Raw genomic sequence first — 24,969 nt, 5'->3', positions numbered from 1 at the left:
CTCCAATTCCTTATTAGAAGGCGTAGTAAAAAAATGCAGCACTGTTAGATACTCTCTTTCTTGCTGTTGAAGTGGCCCGCCTTCAACGAATACCTATCTAACACAACTGTTAAACACCCTTTGTGTAAATGATGACGAATCTCGATCCATTATGCAAGTTTAGACCTATCAAATGTTCTCTCTATATCCATTACAAGGCTAAGTGCATATCTTAATCATCGACTCAACTCGCTTTTGATCATGAAAATTCATCAGCTCATCCTGAGAATTCTTCACCCAATCTGGATTGATCTGTCTTTTAGACGTTTTAAACTGTCTGGTTTAAATATATAACCATTCAATATGCCGAAGCTCGAACGTCAGAAACTTACCCTCCCCACAGGTCATGACAAGCTGCTCCTGCATTCCTGCTGTGCACCTTGTTCAGGTGAAGTCATGGAAACCCTGATTGAGTCAGGTATCAATTTTTCCATCTTTTTTTACAATCCCAATATTCACCCCGTGAAAGAATATCTAATTCGTAAAGAAGAAAATATTCGCTTTGCAGAAAAACATCATATTCCATTTATTGACTGTGATTACGATACAGACAACTGGTTTGCACGTGCCAAAGGGATGGAAAATGAGCCAGAGAAAGGCATCCGTTGTACCATGTGTTTTGATATGCGGTTTGAACGAACGGCGTTATATGCGGCAGAACATGGCTTTAGCCTAATCAGTAGCTCTCTCGGCATTTCCCGTTGGAAGAATATGCAACAGATCAATGAATGCGGACACCGTTCTGCTTCACATTATGCAGGCATTCAGTACTGGGACTATAACTGGCGCAAACATGGCGGTGCGGTACGCATGCTAGACATCAGCAAACGTGAAGAATTTTATCAACAAGAATACTGTGGTTGTGTGTATTCACTGCGGGATAGCAACCGCTGGCGCATGAGCCAAGGCCGTGAGCGCATCAAACTCGGAGAAAAGTTCTATTCCAATGCCATGGATCAGGACAGCTGATTTTAGTTCGCAGACGCCACATACCAATTTTTCCAAGAGCTGGTTCCACGTACCGCAATCGACACGGTCGGAATCAGCTTTTCTTTTAAAATCGCTGTTTGTCCAACCGCTTTGGCTAAGCGTGCTTTGACGGAATGAATGCATTCACGGTCACCAAATTCACAGCGGTCTAAGCTGGTTCCACCACAAGGCCCATTAGCCAAGCCTTTGGGGCAAGTTTCTGGGCAAATGTACAGGGTCTCGCCTAAACGGCATTGACCACAACTCTCACAGCCCACCACTGCATGCTTACTCAAATGTTCCGTTTTCAGTAATGCATTGTTGGCTTTCGTTCGATCCCAAACATTAAAATTAAAAATAAACCGCCCTACTCCTTTAGCCAGTTTAGATTCAAATAAAGCATCGTGCATCAGATGCAGATGTTGGTATTTAATGATCTGACTTGAGGTCGCAGGCCGTGAATAATAAGTCAGCTTCGGATGAAATTCCGTACCTGTTTGCACCTGCCAAAGCGTATTCCAAAGTCGTTCACACTCAGCAAAACTCAAGTGTCGATATTCTTCAATATAGCGTTCCAACAACATTTGTTCTTCAGGCTGATGGCAAGCCGATAAATGCACTCCCGCAAAGCCCAAATGTCGACACATAAGAATCTGTAATGCGCAGCGCACATAAACGCCATCACTTAAACCCTGTTCTTTTTCCTGTTGTAACACCTTCAATATATGCGGGGTAATCACAATGCCGGCTACTTTATGTTTCAGCATAAACTTAGCCCGCGCCAAGGTCAGTGGCATAACGCAGGCTAAAATTTTCTGCGCATACTGATGTTGCGCTAAAAATGCATGCGCATCCTGTAAAGCAGCCATGTCATAGCCCAATTGGGTAATCACATAATCCGCCCCTGCTTTCATCTTTTTATGCAGTTTCAGATATTGTGCCTCTTTTTCCGCTTCCGCATATTTAAACGGATTAAACGCCACACCGATATGAAAACCGCCTTGGCGTTTGGCTTCCATGACAGCATTCACAGACTCCAAATAACGTGTCCGTGGCTCTAAGTCATGGCTGTAGTGGTGCTGTTTTAATTTATCGCCCGTTAAGAGCAACAGGTTCTTTTGACCCTGTATTTTTGCATCCTGCAAAAACTGCTCAAAGTCCCGTATATCGCGCGCTTTCCCCGAAAAGTGAATGACTTTTTCAATCGCTTGTGGATACTGCTTGGCGACCATTAAAGGCGCTTCATCGTCATCCGCATGTACCCGATCGGCCAGCGTCATAGCCGCAGGAAAACCTGCAAATTGAGTTTTGACAGGCCATTGGGCTTGCTGCACGCTTAAGTATTCAACCAATACGCAAAATTGTTGCTGTGCAAAATATTGAGCAAGTAAGGACATCACAGGAGAAATAATCCAGAGGATTAAAAAAAGAAGAATTATAGTACAAATCAAAAAGAGATGACGAATCGTCTGATTATTCACTACGGCACATTTAATATTTCGTTAACTCTCCCTCTACCCGATGAGTGCCCCCTGATCGGATTACGCAATTGCCGTGTCCATCTCGAATTAAACCTGATGCTCAAATGCAAAAAAGAATGACTTGAGCGCTCAACGACACACCAGTACCAACACAACATTTGTCTAGCCCCCTTATTTACTACGCCGATTGACTTATTTTCGATAAGATTGTTCTTTTTTATGCTTTTCAATTGTTTAAAGACTAAGCACTTTTCGGCTTTTTAAAATAAAGGTCTCTTTTCAAGCTGAGATTGACTGTGTATAACAATGGACAACTCAGGGAAATGATTCGCGCATAGGCAAAAGCCTGAAAAAAGCTTAAACTATGTGCCAATGAAAACAAATGATACATCGTCCATGACGACAACAATGAAGGTGAAGGTTGATGCCGCTCAATACTGTTGAAGAGCTAGTTGCAGATATCCGTGCAGGTAAGATGGTCATCCTGATGGATGACGAAGATCGTGAAAATGAAGGTGATTTAGTTATTGCAGCGACCCATGTTCGCGCAGAAGACATCAACTTTATGATCACCCATGCCCGTGGTTTGGTGTGCTTAACGCTCAGCCGTGATCGCTGTAAACAATTGAATCTTCCTTTGATGGTCGATGCCAATGGCGCACAACATGGCACCAACTTCACGCTTTCAATTGAAGCAGCAGAAGGTATTTCTACAGGGATTTCACCTGCGGAACGTGCGCATACCATTCAAACGGCTGTAGCGGCACATGCCAAACCATCCGACATCGTTCAACCGGGTCATATTTTCCCATTGATGGCGCAGCCTGGCGGTGTACTGCACCGTGCTGGGCATACCGAAGCAGGTTGTGATTTGTCTCGCCTAGCGGGTTTAGAGCCTGCATCTGTCATCTGTGAAATCATCAATGAAGATGGCACAATGGCGCGTCGTGCCGATCTTGAATTTTTTGCTGAAAAGCATGGTTTAAAAATTGGCACCATTGCGGATCTGATTCACTACCGTATGACCAATGAACAAACGGTTGAACGGATTGATCAGCAAAGCATTGATACCGAATATGGGACTTTTGACTTATATCGTTACCGCGAATTAGGCAATCCAGATATTCACTTGGCTTTGGTGAAAGGTGAACCGAAAGAAGGGGTAACCACCGTTCGTGTTCATGGTTTCAACCCTGTTCGTGACTTGCTTAAGTTCAATAAAAAGGACGGCGAGCCAGCATGGAATCTCGACAAAGCGCTGCAAGAAATCGCAAGTAGCGATCGGGGTGTTTTGGTTTGGATTGGTCAACGTCATTTACAAGACTTAGGCCCAGCCTTAGACAGCCTTACCGCACCAAAACCAACCAAATCCAATGCTGCTTTATCTCAGCAGTACCAAACCATTGGGGTTGGCGCACAAATTTTACGTGATTTAGGCGTAGAAAAGATGAAGCTTTTAAGCTCACCTTTACGCTTTAATGCACTTTCTGGGTTTAATTTAGAAGTGGTGGAATATATCACCGCACATCAAACAACTTAAAAAATCATCGAGGTTGCTATGGCAATTCGCCGTATTGAAGGTATGTTACATCTCGCTAGCGAAGGCCGTTATGCGATTTTAGTGGGTCGTTTTAACAGTTTTGTTGTCGAACATCTATTAGAAGGTGCAATTGATACATTGAAACGTCATGGTGTATCAGAGGATAATATCACTGTTGTTCATGCACCAGGCGCGTGGGAACTTCCTGTCGTAGCTAAGAAATTAGTGGCGTCTGAACGCTTTGATGCCATCATTGCACTGGGTGCTGTGATTCGTGGTAGCACACCTCACTTCGACTTTGTTGCAGGTGAATGTGCCAAAGGTTTAGGCGTGGTTGGCCTAGAATCTGGTCTTCCAGTGATTAATGGTGTATTGACTACGGATAGTATCGAACAAGCGATTGAACGCTCGGGTACAAAAGCAGGTAATAAAGGCGGCGAAGCTGCTCTTACTGCAATTGAAATGGTTAACTTGTTAAAGGCTATTTAACGCTATGTCGCAAACATTGCAAGCAACTTATGCAGCAAAACGTAAAGCACGTCGCTTTGCTGTACAAGGAATTTACGAATGGCAAATGAGCCACAATCCAGTCCATGAGATTGAAGCACGTACGCGTGTGGAAAATGCCATGCACAAAGTGGATCTGAGCTATTATCATGAATTGTTAACCCAAGTGGTTGCCAATCATGAAGCATTGGATGCGCTCTTAATCCCTGTGCTTGATCGCGACGTTTCTGCGCTTGACGGCGTTGAACTTGCGACCCTTCGTTTAGGCGCATATGAACTCAAGGAACATCTTGAAATTCCATATCGTGTGGTTTTAGACGAAGCAATCGAGCTTGCTAAACACTTTGGCGGTGCAGACAGCCATAAATACATCAATGGTGTATTAGATCGTTTAGCAACAACTTTACGTGCAGCAGAAAAGCAACAAGCGAACTCACAGTAGTAGATTTGTTGTATGGCTGAGTTTTCGATCATTGATAGCTATTTTAATCGTAAGAGTCCTTATTCTGTCGATTTAGGCGTCGGTGACGACTCAGCCTTGCTCACCCCTCCTCCACAGCAACAATTGGTCATCTGTGCCGATACTCTCGTTGCTGGACGTCACTTCCCGCTTGATACCAGTCCCCATGCGATTGGCTGGAAATCTGTCGCGGTCAATTTATCTGATATCGCCGCAATGGGCGCGAAACCTCAGAGTATTTTACTGGCCTTGAGCTTACCCCAAATTGATCATGACTGGCTTAAAGGCTTTAGTCAGGGTTTATATGATTGTTGCGATCAATTTGGCGTGAGTTTAATTGGTGGAGACACCACCCAAAGCCCACATCTGACCATTTCAGTGACTGCACTGGGCTGGGTCGATATCGGCCAAGCCGTCACCCGCTCCGCTGCTCAAGTGGGTGATTTAATTTGTGTTAGTGGTACGGTTGGTGATGCCGCCTTCGCACTGCAACACTTGGGCCACCCTCTGCAACAACGTTTGGACTACCCTACCCCACGCTGTGAACTGGGCCAAGTACTCAAAGGCTTGGCACATAGTATGATTGATGTGTCCGATGGCTTAGCACAAGACTTAGGTCATATCTTAAAGGCCTCAAATGTCGGTGCGACCCTACAGCTTGATCAATTGCCCATCAACATCGCTCTACAAGATTTAACACGAGAACAACAATGGCAATATGCTTTGGCGGGTGGCGATGACTATGAATTATGCTTTACAATAAGTCCGCAGAATTATGAAAAACTTTTGCAACAACAAAACCATACTAAGATCAACGTGATTGGAAAAGTTGACGCTCAAAGCGGTCTACGTTTTCAACAAAATGGCTTAGACCATTCATTGCAATTTACTGGATATCAACACTTTGCATAAGCCTCCTATCCTCTTTCGTCAGATGTCTGGGTACGACCGTTTCATCGTGTTTTGCGGTGTAGGTTTTGGCTCAGGACTAGCACCCAAAGCACCAGGAACATTTGGTTCAGCCTTTGCACTGCTGTTCGTCCCAATCTGGCTTGCAATTGGCTTATCCAACACCATTATTGCCATCATCTTCATGTCTCTGATCGGCATTTATATTTGCGGCCATACCGCCAAAGTCATGGGAGTACATGATGATGGACGTATCGTATGGGATGAATTTGCAGGCCAATCCATCGCTTTCTTGCCTGTACTGTATTTAGGGCAAATGAATTGGCTGTGGCTGTTGCTTGGTTTTGCCTTATTCCGCTTATTTGACGTATGGAAACCCTGGCCAATCCGTGTCATTGACCAAAAAGTCGATGGTGGTTTCGGCATCATGCTTGATGACATTATTGCTGGTCTTTGGGCCGCACTTTGTATTGGGCTTTATTTTTATTTCACCGTGGCCTAGGCCATTTTTAGGATTAGAACATGTCAACGACTGTTATTATTCTTGCTGCAGGTAAAGGAACGCGTATGCGTTCGACGTTACCCAAAGTGCTACAACCACTTGCAGGGCGTCCTTTACTCGGTCATGTGATTGAAACAGCAAAAAAAATCCACGCTGAAAACATCATTACGATCTATGGTCACGGTGGCGATCGGGTTCAAGCAGCTTTTGCAGATCAAGACATTAAATGGGTTGAACAAGCAGAACAACTCGGTACTGGGCATGCGGTACAAATGACCCTGCCCGTTTTACCTCAAGATGGTATTTCCCTCATTCTCTCTGGTGATGTGCCTTGCATTAGCCAGAATACGCTACAAAAACTATTAGATGCATCGAGCCAAACTGGTATCGGCTTAGTCACACTCACTGTGGATGATGCAACAGGCTATGGTCGTATCGTCCGTGAGAATGGTCAGATTCAAGCAATTGTTGAACATAAAGATGCAACAGAGCAACAGCGCCAAATCAAAGAGTTTAATACCGGCATTTACTGTGTGAGCAATGCCAAATTGCACGAATGGTTACCCAAACTCAGCAATAACAATGCGCAAGGCGAATATTACCTGACAGATATTGTGGCAATGGCATTGGCTGATGGTTTGACCGTTGCCTCAGTTGAGCCTGAACAAGCCTTCGAAGTTGAAGGGGTCAATGACCGTATTCAGCTGGCAGCTTTAGAACGCCAGTTCCAAGCAAATCTAGCTAAAAAACTCATGCAACAAGGTGTGCATTTAATTGATCCTAGTCGCTTTGATCTTCGTGGTAACTTAGTCGTTGGACAAGATGTGCGCATTGATATCAATGTCATCATTGAAGGCGAATGTGAATTCGGTGACCATGTAGAAATTGGCGCAGGCTGCATCATTAAAAATACCAAAATCGCGGCAGGCACCAAAGTTCAGCCTTATAGTATTTTTGATCAAGCTATTGTCGGGGAAGATGTGCAGATTGGACCTTTTGCCCGTTTACGCCCAGGTGCCAAACTCGCGGCTGAAGTACATATTGGCAACTTTGTAGAAGTCAAAAACTCAACAGTCGGTGTCGGGTCTAAAGCCAACCACTTTACTTATTTGGGTGATGCTGAAGTGGGCTGTGGCTCTAATATTGGTGCAGGAACCATTACCTGCAACTATGATGGTGCAAACAAATTTAAAACCATCATTGGCGATCATGCCTTTATTGGTTCAAATAGTGCTTTGGTTGCCCCAGTCACCATTGGCAACGGCGCAACTGTCGGGGCTGGCTCAACCATCACCCGCGATGTCGAAGAAAATAGTTTAGCGGTAGAACGTTCTAAGCAGTTTACGAAAGAAAACTACCAACGTCCGCAAAAGATCAAGAAATAAGAGGAATTTGTTATGTGTGGTATCGTCGGTGGCGTTGCAGAACGTAATATTAGTAATATCCTCATCGAAGGTTTAAAGCGTCTAGAATATCGTGGTTACGACTCTGCGGGCTTAGCTCTCATTAACCAAGGCCATGTTCTACGTGAACGTCGTGTCGGTAAAGTAGCCAATCTGGGTGGTGCGGTTGAAGAATCACAGATTATCGGTTCATTAGGGATTGCACATACTCGCTGGGCAACCCATGGCAAACCAACTGAAAACAATGCACATCCGCATATTTCAGGCAACGTTGCTATCGTACACAATGGCATTATTGAAAACTATCAAGAACTAAAAGATGATCTTGAAGCACGGGGGTATGTATTTACCTCTCAGACCGATACCGAAGTGGTTGCCCACCTGATTCATGATGCATTGAAGTCAACGCCAAGTTTACTTGAAGCAGTCAAACAAGTCGTGCCACAGCTTAAAGGAGCTTATGCTCTCGGTATCGTACATACTGATTATCCAGATGAACTGATTACCGTGCGTGAAGGTTCACCTTTGGTCATTGGGGTGGGTATTGGTGAAAACTTTATCAGCTCAGACCAATTGGCGCTGCTTCCGATTACCAACCGATTTATTTATCTCGAAGAAGGTGATATTGCGCGTCTCACTCGTAATAGCATTGAAATCTTTGTTGATGGTCAATTGGTTCATCGCCCAGTAAAAGAGTTAGATGCGACCGTCAGCAATGCATCAAAAGGCGAATATAAACACTACATGCTCAAAGAAATTTATGAGCAACCTGAAGCGATTCAACAAACCATTTCACAAGCCTTAAATGGCAATGCCCTACGTGAAGATTTCCTTGCGAATGCTGTTGCAGATTTATCTCAAATTCAGCAAATCCAAATCATTGCCTGTGGTACCAGTTACCATGCGGGTATGATTGCAAAATATTGGTTTGAACAGCTCATTGATCTGCCTTGCCAAGTGGAAATCGCGAGTGAATTTCGCTATCGTACACCAGTGATTGTCAATAATACCCTATATGTCTGTATTTCTCAGTCCGGTGAAACAGCAGATACTTTAGCTGCCCTGCGCGATACTCAAAAGCGTGCTACAGCAAAAGGCTTAGACATCATTACGATGACCATTTGCAATGTCGCAACATCTTCCATGGTACGTGAAACCAACCATAGCTTATTAACTCTGGCAGGTCCTGAAATTGGTGTTGCATCCACCAAAGCATTTACCACGCAGCTTGCAGCGCTTATGTTATTGGTACTCAAAATAGGTACGATTAAAAATCGTATCTCTACACAACAGGTGGCTGAGATTACCGCTGGACTTTGGCACTTACCTAAAGTCATTTTAGATACTTTACGGAACGACGCTGAAATTCTCCGCCTCTCTGAACTATTTGTAGAGAAACAGCATTGCTTGTTCCTTGGTCGTGGGACTCACTTCCCTATTGCACTCGAAGGTGCATTGAAACTAAAAGAAATTTCTTATATTCATGCAGAAGGCTATGCAGCAGGCGAACTTAAACACGGCCCACTCGCTTTAGTTGATAATGAGATGCCAGTGGTCATTCTCGCACCGCAAGATGACATGCTCGATAAACTCAAATCCAATATGGAAGAAGTCCAAGCGCGTGGCGGGGAACTCTTTGTCTTTGCCGATGAAAACAGTGGTATCCAAGCCAAAGACCGCCAACATGTGGTCTATGTGCCAAGCATCAGCCCTGTATTAGCTCCGATTGTTTATAGCGTTCCCGTACAGCTCTTGTCCTATCATGTTGCCGTACTTCGAGGAACCGATGTCGATCAGCCTCGAAACTTAGCTAAATCCGTAACTGTTGAATAATAACGTTTAAAGGGCTGACTTCCAGCCCTTTCATTTTTAAATAGGGTAATAAAATGACTTTAACCTGCTTCAAAGCCTACGACATCCGTGGAAAGCTTGGCACAGAACTCAATGAAGATATTGCATATAAAATTGGTCGTGCTTATGGGCAAATTTATCAACCAAAAACAGTTGTGATTGGTGCCGATGTTCGTCTAACCAGTGAAAGCCTTAAACAAGCAACCATTCAGGGTTTAAATGATGCAGGCGTAAATGTTCTTGATCTGGGTATGACAGGTACAGAAGAAGTTTACTTTGGCGCATTCCATTTAGATGTCCAAGGTGGTATTGAAGTAACGGCCAGCCATAACCCTATGGATTACAATGGGATGAAACTGGTTCGCGAGAACTCACGACCAATTAGTGCGGATACAGGTTTAAAAGAGATTCAAGCGCTTGCTGAATCAGGCAACTTTATCGACGCTACTCAAAAGGGGCTTGTAGAAAAATACAATATCCTACCTGAATTTGTAGATCACCTCATGACCTACATTGACCCGACTAAGATTCGCCCAATGAAACTCGTCACCAATGCAGGTAATGGTGCAGCAGGACATGTAATTGATGCGATAGAAGAAAAATTTAAAGCATTAAATATCCCAGTCGAGTTCATCAAAATCCACCATGAAGCTGATGGCAATTTCCCAAATGGAATCCCTAACCCTATTTTAATCGAAAACCGTGATAGTACTAGCCAAGCAGTACTTGAACATGGTGCAGATATGGGGATTGCTTGGGATGGGGACTTTGACCGTTGTTTCTTGTTTGATGAAAAAGGTCAATTCATTGAAGGTTATTATATTGTTGGTCTCTTAGCACAAGCCTTTCTACTCAAACAAGCAGGTGAAAAGATTGTGCATGACCCTCGTTTAACCTGGAATACATTAGATATTGTTGAGAAACATCAAGGGATCGCTGTCCAATCTAAATCAGGCCATGCATTCATTAAAGATGTAATGCGTGAGCACAATGCTGTATATGGTGGTGAAATGAGTGCCCACCATTACTTCCGTGATTTTGCTTACTGTGATAGTGGTATGATCCCGTGGTTATTGGCTGTTTCTGTACTCTCTGAAACAGGTCAATCTTTATCTTCATTGGTTGAGGATATGATTGCAAAATTCCCGTGCTCAGGTGAAATTAACTTCAAAGTTGCCAATACACAAGTCACCATTCAAAAGATCTTTGATCATTTTGCTGACCAAAATCCAGTAATTGATCAAACTGATGGCGTGAGTTTAGATTTTGGTATTTGGCGCCTAAATGTACGGGCTTCAAATACTGAACCACTATTACGCTTAAACATTGAAAGTGATGCAAGTAAAAACCCTGAACCAATACAAGTCTATGTCGATCAGTTGACCCAACTTATCCAAGCTTAAGCAATATTTAGCCTCAAATAAAAAACCATTCAAACGATTTAACATCGTTTGAATGGTTCATGTATAGATACGTTTTTTAAGAAAGTCTTTTTAACTTAGTAAAATAAAGAGCGATCCAAAGGAATTTCAACCCCTAAAGACACGCCGCTATCTCCGCCATACACGTCAGAGTCACTGACCCAACCACTTAATTTCAACGGCGTATTTGGACGAAGATAATGTGTCCACGTTAAATCCAGAGCTTTGATTTCATCTTTTTGTGGAAAAGCATGATTGATTTCAAGTCCTGACTGATTCACTTTTGCCAACAAGATGCGACCATTTAAACGATTCATTTTATCGAAACGAATATCTCCACCTAAACTATACATCTGACCATCACCACCCATAGCGTGACCTAAAGGGAATCCATGTTGGTAGTAACCATCTGTATATACATAGTGATTATAAGAATAGCCTAGTACATCGCCATTGGTTCGAGTATCTGCCCATTCAGTATAAAGCTGGAACGGCATATTCTTCACTTGTGAGGAATAATCGAGTCCTGCCAAATACATTTTCCGAGATGGCAGTAAACCTGATTCATCTTCACCGACAAACTGCCCATATAAACTTACAGGGACTTTAAACCATTGTTGTAGATTTAAACGGGCATCCAAGCCTGCAATTTGGTTGGACTTATCAACCTCACCTTCTTCAACGTTATCATTACCTTTGATCGCCTCCCATAAAGTATTCCAACTTTCTGAGCGTCCTTCCCCCCCCCACTGGAATGTGCGCGATGCACCCAATTCAAGATAAGGTAAAGGCTGGGCTGTCAAACGCAGACCCAATAATTTTGTATCTGGAATCGCTTTATAATCATCCAATTGTCCAGCAAAAACTTGGTATTGCCAAGGACCAATCCAAGACAGCCATTTCGTTTCAAATGCCTTTTGCTCAGCGCGTTGCATTGTAAAACCGTATACTGGACGACTTGCATCCCCTCGAATTAGACTACCATCATGCCCAGGTCCCCAATAGGTTGGAATTTGTCCTGCAATCAACCATTGATTCCACAACTTTCCAGCTAAATATGACCCTTCAACATTCACATCATGCCCATTATCAATAATAGGGTCTTTTTCAGCATTAATACGCAGTCTTGCATCCCATTGCGCCCCACCAGCATTGAACTCAACAGCCGCTTGGTATTGTGATTTTTGTTCATCTGCAAAATGTTGCGGTACATTTTGGGGATCAGATTCAGCATATAAACTGGCTTTGGCCGTTGTATTTTCCGCACTTAAAGCAGCTTGCACGGAGTCCAAGACTTGCTGCTGAACTTGATTATCAATCTTTGCATTAGATAAAGCACGTTGTATTTCATCACCACTTAAAGGCCATGTAGACGTGCTAATTTGAATCACACCTTGTTGATTTAACCAATTTAGATCAGTTCGTAAGTCTTCGTTATTTAACACAATTCCTTGTGCAATGGCTGGCAAAGAAAGTGCAGATAAAACCGCAAGTGACAAAAATCTAATACTTTGATATCTCATAAATATTCTTCATCTAAGTTCATTTTTAAAAAACATCATAGCGATGTTTTTTAAAATAAGGGAATAAATACATGATTGTTTGCATAATCAATACATGACAGAGTTTTAAAATATTGTATCAGTCCTGCATAAAACCATTTGGATTTTGCTTTTGCCAGTTCCAACTATCAACCAGCATATCTTCTAACCCAAATTTTGGCTGCCAACCTAATTCAGCAACCGCCCGAGCATTATCAGCAAACGTTGTTGCAACATCCCCTGCCCGACGTGGCGCATATTCAAAAGGAATATGCACATTATTGACTCTCTCAAAGGTATCCTTGATTTGCTGTACAGAAATCCCATTGCCAGTGCCAATATTCCAAACACGACAACCTGTATCATTCAGCCTGTTCTGAATCGCCAAGACATGCGCACAAGCCAAATCAACAACATGAATATAATCCCGCACCCCTGTGCCATCTGGGGTATCGTAATCATGACCAAATATTGACAACTTCTCACGTCGCCCTACGGCAACCTGAGTCACAAATGGCATTAAATTATTTGGAATTCCATGTGGATCCTCTCCAATTTGGCCACTTTTATGGGCGCCAACAGGATTAAAATAACGCAGCAAGGCAATGGACCAAATAGCGTTTGACTCGGCAAGCTTTTGTAACATTTGCTCAACGATCAACTTGGTATAGCCATAATTATTGCTTGGCATTCCTGTTGGCATATCTTCACTTAACGGTGATATATTTTTTTCATCATAAACTGTTGCTGATGAACTAAAGACCAATTTAAACACTTTGGCACGAATCATCGCTTGAACAAGATTAATCGAACCTGCAACATTATGATCAAAGTAAGCATGTGGAATGACCTGACTTTCGCCAACTGCTTTTAAACCAGCAAAATGGATGACCGCATCAATCTGATGCTGTGCAAAGATCTGATCTAAAATCTGCGCATCGCGAATATCACCTTGGATAAAAGTTAAACTTTTATTTGCTAAAGCTTGAACTCTCGATAATGACACTTCAGAGCTGTTTGATAAATTATCCAATACAACAACTTCATGTTGAGCATTCAATAATTCCAAACAAGTATGTGAACCAATATAACCAGCCCCACCGGTGACTAATATTTTTGCCATTTTATTTTCCAAGTAAAATATCTAATAGACCACGGGTAGAGCTATCAAAATCAACATAATCTTTTTCTGTACCAGTCAAAATTGGAAGTACTTGATTCGCAATTTGTTTACCTTTTTCAACTCCCCATTGGTCAAAAGCATTGATATTCCAAAGTACAGATTGCACAAATACTTTATGTTCATACAACGCAACCAACATACCTAAGGTATAAGGATTAAGCTCTTTGAGCAAAATGGTTGTACTAGGCTGATTACCTTCATATTTTTGATAATTCTCTAGACCCGCCACCTCTTCAGCATCAAGTGCCTGATTACCAAAGGCCAATAGTCGAGACTGAGCCAAACAGTTTGATAGCGCTAAATGGTGTTGATCAATCAATGCATTGGCATTTTTTACATAGGTAAATTGGTTCGCAGCATAACGATTAACGGGTGCAATAAACTCACAGCTCACTTTATGCGCACCTTGGTGTAACAATTGATAAAAAGCATGCTGTGCATTTGGACCCACTTCACCCCAAACGATAGGACACGTCTCTAATTCAACTTTTTGACCATTACGCTGAATCGACTTACCATTTGACTCCATCTCAAGCTGTTGTAGATATGCCGAAAAATACTTTAAACGACCATCATAAGGTAAAATAGCCTGCGTCTGAATTCCTAAGAAGTTATGATTCCATATCCCCAAAATCCCCATAAGAACAGGAATATTCTGGCGTAAAGGGGCATTTTGGAAATGCTCATCAATTGCATGAGCACCTGCAAGTAAGCGCTTAAAACCATGTACACCGATATTTAATGCAATCGGCAAACCAATACACGACCACAAAGAGTAACGACCGCCGACCCAATCCCAGAGCAAAAACTGATTATGGCTTGCTATACCCCATTCCGTCATTTTCTCTGGCTTAGTTGATACGCCAATAAAATGATGCTGATCTACCGCTTCTGATTGGCCCAATTGCTTTTCAAGCCATTGGCGTGCAGTTTGCGCATTATAAAGTGTATCAATCGTTCCAAAAGACTTTGATGAAATAATAAATAATGTCGTTTCTGGGCGTAATTGATGCAATAAATCTGAAAGTTGGCTACCATCCATGGTAGATACGAAATGCATTTTCAGTGGTTTGACTGTATTGACTTTAAAATCAGACAGAGCGTGACTCACCATTAATGGCCCTAGATCAGACCCACCCACACCGATATTAACCACATCTTGTATAACTTCACCCGTTGCACCACGGTACTGACCCGCATGAATTTTCTCAACCAATGCATACATTCGCTCTAATTGCTCATGTACTTTGCCTGCTAATTTAGGATGCTGCTCATCATGTTTCGGTAAACGAAGCGCCCAATGCATAGCTGCACGCTGTTCTGTATAGTTAATTTCTTCTTCTGAAAATAAACGTTTCGTCCAAGTGGGAAGATCCCGAACTTGTACAAAATCAATCAATGCACTGATTACAGACTCATCAACACGATGCTTACTAAAATCAAAAGTGATTTCATCATATTGAACAGAAAAATGCTTAAATCTTTGGTCATCTTCGGCAAAAAAAGTATTTAAGTGCTTCTGGCCAATGGTTGTACTTAAGTGTTGTAAATGTTCAAGTGTTGTTGCTAGCGTTTTTTTAGGAAAAATAGTTAAATTTATCATTATCTTCCTACTCCCATATATGCAAAACCCTGACTTTTAACATAATCAGGTTGATAAATATTACGTCCATCCAAAATCAAAGGATGGGCTAATTTAAGTTTTAATTGCGTATAATCAAGTGACCAATATTGCTTCCATGCAGTTAGAACACATAAACCGTGTGCCTGATTCACCGCGTCATACTGATCTTCACATAAAATTAAATTATCACGTTCACCATAAATTGTGTGTATTTCTTCTAAGGCCTGTGGATCATGCAAACGAACCGTCACACCTTGTGCCCACAGTGCGGCAAGCATCGGATGAATAGGTGAAAAACTGGTACTTGAGGTATGTTGCTTAAAAGCAGCTCCCCAAATCGCAATGGTTTTTCCAGCTAAATTTCCATGATAATAATTCCACAGCTTACGGAAAAGAAACTCCTTTTGCTGCTCATTAATATCCCAAACCTGTCCCAGAAGTTGACTTTTTGTTCCTGTATTACTGATGGTATTTGATAGAGTCAAAATATCATGTGAAAAATTTTCTCCACCAAACCCCGCTCCAGAATACAAATATGATTCCCCTATACGGCTATCCGCAGCCATCCCATCACGAACATGGGCAATATCAATACCTAGTTTCTCGGCAACCGCAGCTAGATCATTGACATAACTAATGCGCGTTGCCAACATGCCTGAAATACTGAGTTTGGTAAATTCAGCATCTAAAACTGGCATAAACAAATATTGCTGAGGTCGGGGAAAAATTGGGCGTAACATTTCTTCTAAATGACCCTGTGCTTGTTGATCGGCACAGCCAATAATCACCTTAGAAGCACTCGTCACACTTTTAAAAGCCTGACCTTCTTGAATAATATCGGGAAAATAGACCCAATGATCGTCTGTTAATACGGCTTTTAATTTTTCAGTACCGTTAAGACCAAACGTAGAGGCATTAATCATCAATTTAGGATGAATAATCGTACGCATTTTTAGTTGCTTAGCAACACAAAGTGCCTCCCCCTCTTGAGCTGGATTAAAACTAAAAAAATAAGCATCTATGTCTAAAGGTAGGGCTGCAAAATCACAATAGCTTAGAAAGCCACTTTTGTGCTGTTTCTCCAAAGAACGCACTACATCTTGGTCTCTAAGGTTGAATAGCGCTGTATGGTCTTGTAAATCATTACAAATAAAGACTTGGTGCCCACTTTCAGCAAGTAATGACGAAATCACACCTGCATACAATGTTGTACCAAACATTGCTATTTTCATACTTCCCCCTTGTATTTCTTATAAGTTTAACTCTTGGATCAATATTTTAAATTCATCGCCTAATTTTGGATGATCAACACCATAGTGCAAAACGGCTTTTAAATAACCAATTTTACTTCCACAGTCAAAAGTACGCCCTTTCATACGATAGGCTTCAACAGGTTCAGACTGCTGTAACATTGCAATCGCATCTGTCAGTTGAATTTCATTCCCTGCACCTTTCGGTGTTTGTTCTAATAAAGTCATGATTTTGGCAGGCAATACATAACGCCCAACAACAGATAAATTTGACGGTGCAGTCCCAATAGCTGGTTTTTCTACAATCCCCTGCATAATGATGCTTTCGCCCTCTGCAGGAGTTTCAGCAACATCGACTATACCATATTGATCCACCATGCTATCTGGAACGGATTCAACCATAATCTGTGCCGCTTTTGAAACATTGTAGCGCTCAATCATTATGTTCAAATCATTACGCTCATCAGTCTCTTTAACCAGAACATCAGGCAAGAGCACTGCAAAGTCATCATCACCAACGATAGACTTCGCACATAAAACAGCATGACCAAGCCCTAAAGGTTGTGGTTGGCGCACACTAACAACACTGATATTTTCAGGTAAAATCTCAGTAATTTCTTTAAGTAAATCAAACTTATTCTTTTGTTCTAATACTGTTTCCAACTCAAAGTTACGATCAAAATAATTTTCGATGGAAGCCTTTGATGAATGTGTGACTAAAATAATTTGCTCAACCCCAGCGGCTACAGCTTCTTTGACTACATACTCAATTGCTGGACGGTCTACCACTGTCACCATTTCTTTCGGTATGGCCTTACTTGCAGGTAAAAAACGGGTACCTAGTCCAGCAACAGGAAGAATTGCTTTTTTAATCATTCTCTTATTCACTACCTTCATTACAACAAATTCATAAAACAGGAATTACAATTATGTGTATAGTTTACCTGTAAAAAATTATGAATGGTAAGCTATCACGTGAGTTTGAAAAGAAAATGACACCTTTGTTCATTATCTGTTAACCAGATATGAAGCTGAGAAACTAAGCAGCTTAAGGTAGAATTTTTTTATAAAATTGAATAAAATTCTAAAATTAAATTCAACCTGTAACATTTTTTCCATTCAAGTGTATTAACATTAAACTATACTTGATCTGCAGATAGATATTTAACAAAAAGATGTATTTATGAATGATGATTTCCCAGAAAAAATAATTGATATTAGCAAAACAGAAAACCTAAATATTAATAAATTTCAACATCCATCTAAGAGGGCTTTTGATTTATTATTCTCTATTTTGCTATTCATCTTATTATCACCATTTTTTTTATTTTTTTATTTAATCGTAAAACTTGATGGTGGAAGTGCTTTTTATGGGCATGAACGTGTTGGAAAGAATGGTAAGACATTCAAATGTCTAAAGTTTCGTTCAATGGCTAGCAACTCTCAAGAATTATTAAAAGAATTACTCGCCTCAGATGCTCAGGCTCGCGAAGAATGGAATAGTACTTATAAATTAAAAAATGACCCCAGAATTACAAAAATTGGGCACTTTTTAAGAAAGTCTAGTTTGGATGAAATGCCCCAATTGATTAACATTATGAAGGGTGAAATGAGTTTTGTTGGACCACGCCCTGTAACAGCAGCAGAATTACCTCAATATAAAGATAATGTTATTTATTATTTACACGTCACCCCAGGGCTCACTGGTTTATGGCAAGTAAGTGGTCGAAATGATGTCGACTATAATACTCGCGTTCTCTTAGACAAAAAATATGTGCAAAACTGGTCTTTTTTTCAGGACTTAAAAATTTTAGCCAAAACTGTTCTCGTTGTTCTATTTAGAAAAGGCGCATATTAATGGCAACTGATACTCCAAACCAAACAACGACTTCAAATATCAATGTCATTGCCTCTATTGTAATATATAACCACAGTTATCAAGAACTTAAGCCAACATTAGACTCTTTACTCGGTGCCCCATCTATTCATAAAGTCATTTTGGTAGATAATTCAGCAAGTGACTGGGCAAATACTTTCGTTCATGAAAAAGTTGTTTATTTAAAGTCGCAAGGTAATTTTGGTTTTGGCTATGGCCATAATTTAGCCATCAAACAATATGCAAAAGACAGTGACTATTTTTTAATTTGTAACCCCGATATTGCATTTGAAAATAGGGTCTGTTGACACTTACTGTAGCAATAATTCAAGTTTTATCTATAATTGTTTAATCTAAGTAAAAATTCATCACTATTTTGTTGTTTTTACAAAAACAATATTCGATTTTTCTTAGAAAAACCATATAAATAGCACATGAAACACAAATAAGAGATTTTCAATGATACCTGTAATTTTATCTGGTGGTTCTGGTTCACGACTTTGGCCGTTGTCTCGCTCAAGCTATCCAAAACAATTTTTACCAATCACAAACGAAAGAACATTATTCGAACTTACTCTAGATCGTATTTCAAACTTAAATGCATCTTTAATTAACTTTCAAAATCCTATCATTGTAACCAATGAAAATCATCGCTTTATTGTTGCTGAACAACTTCGCCAACAAAAAATGACAGCTAAAATTTTGTTAGAGCCTGTTGCAAGGAACACAGCTCCCGCAATTGCAGCCGCTGCAGAACTTGCACTATCTTATGGGGAAGATCCTGTCTTACTCATTCTCGCTGCTGACCATATTATCCAACAACAACAAGCATTCAATCAAGCAATCGAAGTCGGGTTAGCTGAAGCTGAAGCTGGGAAAATGGTAACCTTTGGAGTTGTCCCAGACTCACCCGAAATAGGTTATGGTTATATTAAATCAAGTAACCCTGTAAAACCGAATAAACCACTACAAGCATATAAGATTGAGACTTTTGTTGAAAAACCAAATTTAACAACGGCTCAAGAATATTTAGCTAATGGCTCTTATTTATGGAACAGTGGCATGTTTATGTTTAAAGCCTCCGTTTATCTGCAAGAACTTGAAAAGTTCAATCCTTTAATTCTTACGAATGCTAGAAAGTCTGTCCAGCAAAGCAAAAATGACTTAGATTTTGTTCGACTTGATAAACCGAGTTTTGAGCAATGCCCTGAAGACTCCATAGATTACTCTGTTATGGAAAAAACGGATAAAGCTGTTGTGGTTCCCTTAAATGCCAATTGGAGTGATGTTGGAGCTTGGAAAAGCGTATGGGAGGTCAGCAAAAAAGATGCTTTAGGCAATGCATTACGCGGCGATACCATCATCCACGATACTCAAAATTCACTGGTATACGCTGAAAGTCGTTTAGTGGGTGTTTTAGGTCTAGAAGATATTGTCGTCATTGAAACATCTGATGCCGTACTTGTCGCACATAAAAATAAAGTTCAAGATATTAAGAAAATTGTAGAAATATTAAAAGCACAGCAAAGGACTGAGGTCGACTTACATAGAAAAGTATATCGACCATGGGGTAATTACGATTCCATAGACAGTGGTGACCGTTATCAAGTCAAATGTATTGTTGTTAACCCAGGGCAGAAACTTTCACTACAACAGCATCATCATCGTGCAGAACATTGGATTGTTGTCAATGGGACTGCAAAAATTCATAAAGGCAAGGAATCATTCCTTCTTACAGAAAATGAATCTGTATATATTCCTTTGGGAGAAATTCATGCACTGGAAAACCCAGGAAAAATTCCTCTCGAACTAATTGAAGTACAATCTGGTTCATATCTTGGAGAAGATGATATTGTCCGATTCGAAGACTTATATGGTAGATGTTAAATTTTATACGCCTAGCAACTGCTAGGCGTATTTTTATAAAGTGCTCATTTCCTCTTGCTTCATTTGCCATTTACTATGTACATAAATTTCTAGCTCTTGCTCAAATCGCTGATTTGAAAATTTCAAAGCATTAGTACGACAATTTTCTGGTAAATACAAATTCTCATTTTTTTCAAAATACTCAACCGCAGTAATTACGCTAGGGACATCTTGCTTTTGAAAAAAAGTTCCTGTCGGATGCAATCCAACCTCACAATTCACTGTTTCAAGTGCCCCACCTTTACCAAAAGCAATCACGGGTGTACCGCATGCTTGAGACTCAACAGGTGTAATACCAAAATCTTCTTCCGCTGCAAATACAAAGGCTTTAGCGCGCTGCATATGATCTTGCATCACGCTGTTCGGTTGATACCCTAAAATTTCGATATTAGATGTCGCTTTAGACTTGATTTTTTGCATATCTGGGCCATCTCCAATCACGACCAATTTTTTATTGGGCATATGAGAAAAAGCTTCAACAATTAGATCAATTTTCTTATAAGGCACCATACGTGAAGCGGTAAAGTAAAAATCATCTTTGTTTTCACGTAGTGTAAAACGATCTGTATCTACAGGTGGATAAATCACATCTGCATCGCGGCCATATACCTTATGAATACGACGCGCAATAAATTTAGAGTTTGCAACAAAGTGATCTACCCCATTGGCGGTGCGGTAGTCCCACATCCGAATTTTGTGTAATAACCAACGTACAATAATGGCTTTTATGCCCTTGGTGAGCCCCAACTCACGTAAATACTGATGCTGTAAGTCCCATGCATAGCGTATAGGCGAGTGAACATAGCTAATGTGCAGTTGGTCTGGCCCCGTAAGCACACCTTTGGCTACTGCATGGCTACTCGATAAAATCACATCGTAGGCAGAGACATCTAACTGCTCAATGGCTAAAGGCATAAATGGAAGATAATTGCGGTATTTTGTTTCAGCTTTAGGAAATTTTTGAATAAATGTTGTTTGGGCGTGTTTACCTAAAAAATGCTGTCGACTTTCATCGCTTAAAAAATCAATTACAGCAAATAGATCTGATTTTGGGAAAACTTTTAATATTTCAGTCATTACGCGCTCAGCACCCGCATAGGTGACAAGCCAATCTGCAACTAAAGCTGTTTTTGGTTCTGTTATCATAGGAAGTTCTTACTCATCCATAATTTTGTAAAAAAATTGAATTTTTGAAGTTAGCAAGTATATACCATTTATATTCCGATAGGATTTCATTATAATTCGAGGTAATTAAAATCTCGTTTAATAAAATTGTATGTTAAATCAACAAAATAAAGTAATTTTCGATACACGTTGGTTTGGAGAGCATGGTATCGGGCGTTTTGCGACAGAAGTTTATGACGAAGATTTCTTTCAGCCAATAAAATTAAAAGGCAACCCTGTATCAATTTTTGATGTTATTAAGCTTACTATATATTTGTTTTTTAATAAAAACTTCTTTTTTTCACCTGGTTTTAATGCACCTTTTTTCTTTTTACATCGAACAGCAATTACTATCCATGATCTCAACCATATAGATGTAGATGCCAATACATCCTTTTTAAAGAAACTCTATTACAACATTGTTCTTAAGAGGGCATGTAGAAAAGCTGCACTGATATTTACCGTCTCTGAGTTTTCAAAAGGCAGAATTGTAGACTGGTCGGGTATCAATCCAGATAAGGTGAAAGTAGTGTATAACGGTGTATCGAGTGCTTTTCATCAAGATGTGCAGCCCTACCTACCGGGTTTTCCGTATATTTTTATAGTGGGTAATCGAAAGCTACATAAAAATGAAGACCGAGCTTTAAGAGCTTTTGCACAGGCAAATATAGATAAAAATATCCATGTTTTATTTTCGGGTAAACCTTCTGATCAATTAGTAAATACAGCGAAAGAGCTTCAAATTGAAGATCGAGTTAAGTTTCTCGGGCGATTAAGTGAAGATGAACTGGCATCTACCTACAAAGGCGCACTCTGCCTACTTTTTCCATCACTTTATGAAGGTTTTGGGCTTCCTGTAATTGAAGCGATGGCATGTGGAACACCTGTAATTACGTCGAATACAACTTCATTAGCTGAAATAAGTGATGATTCTTGTATCTTAGTTAACCCTCTGAGTATTACAGAAATAAGTAAAGCAATTGAGAAAGCAACCTCTAATGATCTACAAATCAGTGATATTAATATTTCATCTTCTTTTTGCTGGAATAAAAGTAAGTTACTATTAATTGAAGAATTAAAAAATTCTCACGTTTCTGGATAAATAAGATGAAAATTAATAGTATAAAACTATTTAGCTTCTTAATAACATTATTAATAAGTGTTGATGTCATTCAGTTTTCAGGTTTGAGAATTACTTTAATTCCACTTTTATTCGTTGGGATATTGATTTTTATAAAAAACAACTCAATAGATAAAAACACATTATATGTATTTTTATTCGCTTTATTATGTATACCTTCATTATTATTTACAGTAAATATTATAAAATCTTCGTTATATATATTTTGGATTTTTTTAAATTATCTTTCAATTTTAATAGTATACTCTCAATTAATACAAAAATCTAAATATGAAACAATTATTGGAATAAGAGATGCCTACAAGCTTCAAATAATAGTAGGATGTTTTTTATACTTTTCAGGAATTCAAGAACGTGCTCAAGTATTATTTTATGAGCCATCTTATTTTGCTATTGCATTAATTCCCTATATTGTGATGATTTTTAGCAAGTATATTAATAACAATACAGATAACAATGAAAAATATACATCTCACTCAGATATAATTTTTCTAGTTTTAGCAATATTTATCACGAAAAGCTTTAATTTAATTATCATTTGCTTTTTGGTACCAATCATATTATTCGCATTTGAAAAAGGAAAATTAAGAAATTTATTAATATTTTCATTGTTGGGTTCAGTTATCTATCAAGCATTCAAATTTTATATAAGTAATTCAGATGATCTAATTTCAAAAACTTTTCAAAATATCATAGACTCTGGTGATGTTATAACCTCTTTACTTGAAAGAACTGGTAATAGATGGCCACGAATGCAGCTAACCAACGAGATTGCTTTACAAAATTTTTGGGGGGTTGGTATTGGTACGATGGATGAATATAGCCTTAATCATTATTTTTCTAATTTCTCATATCTTCCAGACTATTTATCACCTATAGGTTATCCGCCAATTAATATTTACTTAGAAATCGCAGCTACCTGCGGATGGTTAGCATTAGCTGTTTGGTTGTTATGGCATTTCTACATAATTAAACAAAATGTTAATTCTCAAAAAAGTGATTCTGTAATAACTTGTTCTTTAATAGTTATTATGATAATTATGATGATAGAATCAAGTTTCCTTCGGCCATATTACTGGATGCTTCTAGGTTTAGCTGTTGGGCAAATTAAAATAAATAAGAAACTTAAGACCTAACTATACTTAATGATTAGGATATATGAAAAAATTGATTTTATAATTACTATTAAACGGCTTCTTTGCATAAATCTATTCTTAAAGGCTTCTTCAGCAATATAATTTTCAGATGGAGAAGCCTGTACCTAAAATCTACCGTACAACCAATTGTTCCTCATATAATCAAGCGAGTAAATATTTCAATCTGGTTTGATTCTGAAACTCAATAATATGCACTATCACAAGGTAGGCACGGACGAAATCAAGCTTAATCTGATACAGTCACGTAATGCTGTTTAATAATTAAATCTATATTTCGTCTTTCTTTAAATATGAACATGGAATTTGTTTAAAGTCTTATTAAACTGTGTGCGCTAGATTGGACGATGATAAATTATTCAAATATTTTCAGAAGACAAAAGTATATTGATATTCAAATTAGCTATGAAAAAGAGTTGCAAAGGATTAAATCTATTTATCGATTCCATAAGTTTAAAGTTTTTAGATTTAAACGTAAGAAAAATCATCCTAAATATCGTCGTCGATGGCGTATATTCCATATTAGTATAGATAATAAAATTCTACAAATACGGGTTATTCTACTCATAACGAATAATGAGAGTGATTCATAAGTACTGGATGATTTACTTAATCAAATCTCATTGGATGAGCAGATAGATTCCGTTTATACAGATCGTGTATATGACATAAAAAAAATATCGTCAGCTCATTGCAGATCGGTAAGCAAATGCAGTGATTCCGTCAAGAAAAAAAGCAAAATCTTGGAAGTATATAAAAGCTCAGTCGCGAGAGCGAAATGAACTACTTAAAAAGATTAAACGTTTAGGCAGGAGGCTATGGAAAAAATGATCAGATTATCATCACCGAAGTTTGGTTGAAAACAAGATGCAATATATCAAATTACTAGGCAATAAGCTCAGCGTTAGGAACTATCAAAACTAAATAAAGGAGAATTTATATACGTGCGGCAGTATTAAATAAATTTAAGAAGTTATACACACCTAACATCCAAATTATGCCTTATATTTGGTAAGATTTTGTAAAAT

Annotated in this window: 20 protein-coding genes and 2 pseudogenes; 15 read left to right on the top strand and 7 right to left on the bottom strand. The window is 39.4% G+C overall.

Going from position 1 to position 24,969, the window contains the following annotated elements:
• The first annotated feature begins 342 nt into the window (after positions 1 to 342).
• On the top strand, positions 343 to 1,008 hold the full coding sequence (locus ACE01U_RS12050) for an epoxyqueuosine reductase QueH (RefSeq protein WP_395579561.1): 666 nt from the start codon (positions 343 to 345) through the stop codon (positions 1,006 to 1,008).
• Between the two features lie 2 nt (positions 1,009 to 1,010).
• Here ACE01U_RS12050 and ACE01U_RS12045 read toward each other — a convergent pair whose 3' ends face one another.
• Positions 1,011 to 2,405: a methylenetetrahydrofolate reductase C-terminal domain-containing protein gene (locus ACE01U_RS12045; RefSeq protein ID WP_395579560.1), complete on the bottom strand. Its 1,395-nt coding sequence runs from the start codon at positions 2,403 to 2,405 to the stop codon at positions 1,011 to 1,013.
• Positions 2,406 to 2,913: 508 nt separating this feature from the next.
• Here ACE01U_RS12045 and ribBA point away from each other — a divergent pair.
• The 8 genes from ribBA to ACE01U_RS12005 are packed head-to-tail and all read left to right on the top strand — an operon-like array spanning position 2,914 to position 11,064.
• Positions 2,914 to 4,029: a bifunctional 3,4-dihydroxy-2-butanone-4-phosphate synthase/GTP cyclohydrolase II gene (gene ribBA / locus ACE01U_RS12040; protein ID WP_395579559.1), complete on the top strand. Its 1,116-nt coding sequence runs from the start codon at positions 2,914 to 2,916 to the stop codon at positions 4,027 to 4,029.
• A gap of 18 nt (positions 4,030 to 4,047) precedes the next feature.
• Complete coding sequence (gene ribH / locus ACE01U_RS12035) at positions 4,048 to 4,518, top strand: 6,7-dimethyl-8-ribityllumazine synthase (protein WP_004684294.1); 471 nt, start codon at positions 4,048 to 4,050, stop codon at positions 4,516 to 4,518.
• A gap of 4 nt (positions 4,519 to 4,522) precedes the next feature.
• Positions 4,523 to 4,978 carry a transcription antitermination factor NusB gene (gene nusB / locus ACE01U_RS12030; protein WP_058952409.1) on the top strand — a complete coding sequence of 152 codons (456 nt, stop codon included), beginning with the start codon at positions 4,523 to 4,525 and terminating at the stop codon, positions 4,976 to 4,978.
• A gap of 12 nt (positions 4,979 to 4,990) precedes the next feature.
• Entirely contained in the window at positions 4,991 to 5,908 is a 918-nt protein-coding gene (gene thiL / locus ACE01U_RS12025; RefSeq protein ID WP_395579558.1) for a thiamine-phosphate kinase, read from the top strand.
• On the top strand, positions 5,886 to 6,407 hold the full coding sequence (locus ACE01U_RS12020; RefSeq protein WP_395579584.1) for a phosphatidylglycerophosphatase A family protein: 522 nt from the start codon (positions 5,886 to 5,888) through the stop codon (positions 6,405 to 6,407). Before thiL ends, ACE01U_RS12020 begins: the two co-directional genes overlap by 23 nt.
• A gap of 20 nt (positions 6,408 to 6,427) precedes the next feature.
• A complete protein-coding gene (gene glmU, locus ACE01U_RS12015) occupies positions 6,428 to 7,792 on the top strand; it encodes a bifunctional UDP-N-acetylglucosamine diphosphorylase/glucosamine-1-phosphate N-acetyltransferase GlmU (protein ID WP_395579557.1) in 1,365 nt (454 codons plus the stop codon).
• 12 nt (positions 7,793 to 7,804) lie between these two features.
• Entirely contained in the window at positions 7,805 to 9,643 is a 1,839-nt protein-coding gene (gene glmS, locus ACE01U_RS12010) for a glutamine--fructose-6-phosphate transaminase (isomerizing) (protein ID WP_086210693.1), read from the top strand.
• A gap of 53 nt (positions 9,644 to 9,696) precedes the next feature.
• The gene (locus tag ACE01U_RS12005) at positions 9,697 to 11,064 is read left to right on the top strand and encodes a phosphohexomutase domain-containing protein (RefSeq protein ID WP_395579556.1); all 1,368 of its coding nucleotides are present in this window, start codon (positions 9,697 to 9,699) and stop codon (positions 11,062 to 11,064) included.
• A 95-nt stretch (positions 11,065 to 11,159) separates the two neighbouring features.
• Here the strand turns inward: ACE01U_RS12005 and ACE01U_RS12000 are convergent, their stop codons facing one another.
• From ACE01U_RS12000 to galU, 5 genes are all read right to left on the bottom strand, one after another.
• A complete protein-coding gene (locus ACE01U_RS12000) occupies positions 11,160 to 12,611 on the bottom strand; it encodes a capsule assembly Wzi family protein (RefSeq protein WP_395579583.1) in 1,452 nt (483 codons plus the stop codon).
• Positions 12,612 to 12,723: 112 nt separating this feature from the next.
• A complete protein-coding gene (galE, locus tag ACE01U_RS11995; protein WP_174893575.1) occupies positions 12,724 to 13,746 on the bottom strand; it encodes a UDP-glucose 4-epimerase GalE in 1,023 nt (340 codons plus the stop codon).
• A 1-nt stretch (position 13,747) separates the two neighbouring features.
• A complete protein-coding gene (gene pgi / locus ACE01U_RS11990; RefSeq protein WP_395579555.1) occupies positions 13,748 to 15,409 on the bottom strand; it encodes a glucose-6-phosphate isomerase in 1,662 nt (553 codons plus the stop codon).
• Positions 15,409 to 16,662 carry a UDP binding domain-containing protein gene (locus ACE01U_RS11985; protein WP_395579554.1) on the bottom strand — a complete coding sequence of 418 codons (1,254 nt, stop codon included), beginning with the start codon at positions 16,660 to 16,662 and terminating at the stop codon, positions 15,409 to 15,411. Before ACE01U_RS11985 ends, pgi begins: the two co-directional genes overlap by 1 nt.
• An 18-nt stretch (positions 16,663 to 16,680) precedes the next feature.
• Complete coding sequence (gene galU / locus ACE01U_RS11980) at positions 16,681 to 17,556, bottom strand: UTP--glucose-1-phosphate uridylyltransferase GalU (protein WP_279744251.1); 876 nt, start codon at positions 17,554 to 17,556, stop codon at positions 16,681 to 16,683.
• Between the two features lie 307 nt (positions 17,557 to 17,863).
• Between galU and ACE01U_RS11975 the strand changes: the two genes are divergently transcribed.
• The 3 genes and pseudogenes from ACE01U_RS11975 (at position 17,864) to ACE01U_RS11965 (ending at position 20,443) form a co-directional block, all read left to right on the top strand.
• The gene (locus ACE01U_RS11975) at positions 17,864 to 18,538 is read left to right on the top strand and encodes a sugar transferase (protein WP_348927559.1); all 675 of its coding nucleotides are present in this window, start codon (positions 17,864 to 17,866) and stop codon (positions 18,536 to 18,538) included.
• A pseudogene (locus ACE01U_RS11970) lies at positions 18,538 to 18,849 on the top strand (glycosyltransferase family 2 protein); the annotation flags it as partial. The gene ACE01U_RS11975 and the pseudogene ACE01U_RS11970, both read left to right, overlap by 1 nt.
• 166 nt (positions 18,850 to 19,015) lie before the next feature.
• The gene (locus ACE01U_RS11965) at positions 19,016 to 20,443 is read left to right on the top strand and encodes a mannose-1-phosphate guanylyltransferase/mannose-6-phosphate isomerase (RefSeq protein ID WP_138742803.1); all 1,428 of its coding nucleotides are present in this window, start codon (positions 19,016 to 19,018) and stop codon (positions 20,441 to 20,443) included.
• Positions 20,444 to 20,476: 33 nt separating this feature from the next.
• Here ACE01U_RS11965 and ACE01U_RS11960 read toward each other — a convergent pair whose 3' ends face one another.
• Positions 20,477 to 21,628, bottom strand: a complete 1,152-nt coding sequence (locus ACE01U_RS11960; protein WP_004684251.1) for a glycosyltransferase family 4 protein — start codon at positions 21,626 to 21,628, stop codon at positions 20,477 to 20,479.
• Positions 21,629 to 21,758: 130 nt separating this feature from the next.
• Between ACE01U_RS11960 and ACE01U_RS11955 the strand changes: the two genes are divergently transcribed.
• The 3 genes and pseudogenes from ACE01U_RS11955 (at position 21,759) to ACE01U_RS11945 (ending at position 24,956) form a co-directional block, all read left to right on the top strand.
• Positions 21,759 to 22,748, top strand: coding sequence for a glycosyltransferase family 4 protein (locus tag ACE01U_RS11955; RefSeq protein ID WP_279697361.1), 990 nt, complete (start codon positions 21,759 to 21,761; stop codon positions 22,746 to 22,748).
• A 5-nt stretch (positions 22,749 to 22,753) separates the two neighbouring features.
• Positions 22,754 to 23,923, top strand: a complete 1,170-nt coding sequence (locus tag ACE01U_RS11950) for an O-antigen ligase family protein (protein WP_004988756.1) — start codon at positions 22,754 to 22,756, stop codon at positions 23,921 to 23,923.
• Positions 23,924 to 24,032: 109 nt separating this feature from the next.
• Positions 24,033 to 24,956, top strand: a pseudogene (locus ACE01U_RS11945) (IS5 family transposase).
• Positions 24,957 to 24,969: the final 13 nt, after the last annotated feature.

Source organism: Acinetobacter halobius, from assembly GCF_044130335.1.
Taxonomy (GTDB): domain Bacteria; phylum Pseudomonadota; class Gammaproteobacteria; order Pseudomonadales; family Moraxellaceae; genus Acinetobacter.
Note: the sequence above shows the minus strand (reverse complement) of the source record. Positions and strands in the feature narration are given on the sequence as shown.

Excerpts from the sequence above, each read along its gene's own strand:
- ribH (WP_004684294.1), top strand. The coding sequence starts at position 4,048 with ATGGCAATTCGCCGTATTGAAGGTATGTTACATCTCGCTAGCGAAGGC.
- ACE01U_RS12050 (WP_395579561.1), top strand. The coding sequence starts at position 343 with ATGCCGAAGCTCGAACGTCAGAAACTTACCCTCCCCACAGGTCATGAC.
- ACE01U_RS11950 (WP_004988756.1), top strand. The coding sequence starts at position 22,754 with ATGAAAATTAATAGTATAAAACTATTTAGCTTCTTAATAACATTATTA.
- ACE01U_RS11985 (WP_395579554.1), bottom strand. The coding sequence starts at position 16,662 with ATGAAAATAGCAATGTTTGGTACAACATTGTATGCAGGTGTGATTTCG.
- nusB (WP_058952409.1), top strand. The coding sequence starts at position 4,523 with ATGTCGCAAACATTGCAAGCAACTTATGCAGCAAAACGTAAAGCACGT.
- ACE01U_RS12005 (WP_395579556.1), top strand. The coding sequence starts at position 9,697 with ATGACTTTAACCTGCTTCAAAGCCTACGACATCCGTGGAAAGCTTGGC.
- ACE01U_RS11975 (WP_348927559.1), top strand. The coding sequence starts at position 17,864 with ATGAATGATGATTTCCCAGAAAAAATAATTGATATTAGCAAAACAGAA.
- galU (WP_279744251.1), bottom strand. The coding sequence starts at position 17,556 with ATGATTAAAAAAGCAATTCTTCCTGTTGCTGGACTAGGTACCCGTTTT.
- pgi (WP_395579555.1), bottom strand. The coding sequence starts at position 15,409 with ATGATAAATTTAACTATTTTTCCTAAAAAAACGCTAGCAACAACACTT.
- ACE01U_RS11955 (WP_279697361.1), top strand. The coding sequence starts at position 21,759 with ATGTTAAATCAACAAAATAAAGTAATTTTCGATACACGTTGGTTTGGA.
- ribBA (WP_395579559.1), top strand. The coding sequence starts at position 2,914 with ATGCCGCTCAATACTGTTGAAGAGCTAGTTGCAGATATCCGTGCAGGT.
- galE (WP_174893575.1), bottom strand. The coding sequence starts at position 13,746 with ATGGCAAAAATATTAGTCACCGGTGGGGCTGGTTATATTGGTTCACAT.
- ACE01U_RS11965 (WP_138742803.1), top strand. The coding sequence starts at position 19,016 with ATGATACCTGTAATTTTATCTGGTGGTTCTGGTTCACGACTTTGGCCG.
- glmU (WP_395579557.1), top strand. The coding sequence starts at position 6,428 with ATGTCAACGACTGTTATTATTCTTGCTGCAGGTAAAGGAACGCGTATG.
- ACE01U_RS11960 (WP_004684251.1), bottom strand. The coding sequence starts at position 21,628 with ATGATAACAGAACCAAAAACAGCTTTAGTTGCAGATTGGCTTGTCACC.
- thiL (WP_395579558.1), top strand. The coding sequence starts at position 4,991 with ATGGCTGAGTTTTCGATCATTGATAGCTATTTTAATCGTAAGAGTCCT.
- ACE01U_RS12045 (WP_395579560.1), bottom strand. The coding sequence starts at position 2,405 with ATGTCCTTACTTGCTCAATATTTTGCACAGCAACAATTTTGCGTATTG.
- glmS (WP_086210693.1), top strand. The coding sequence starts at position 7,805 with ATGTGTGGTATCGTCGGTGGCGTTGCAGAACGTAATATTAGTAATATC.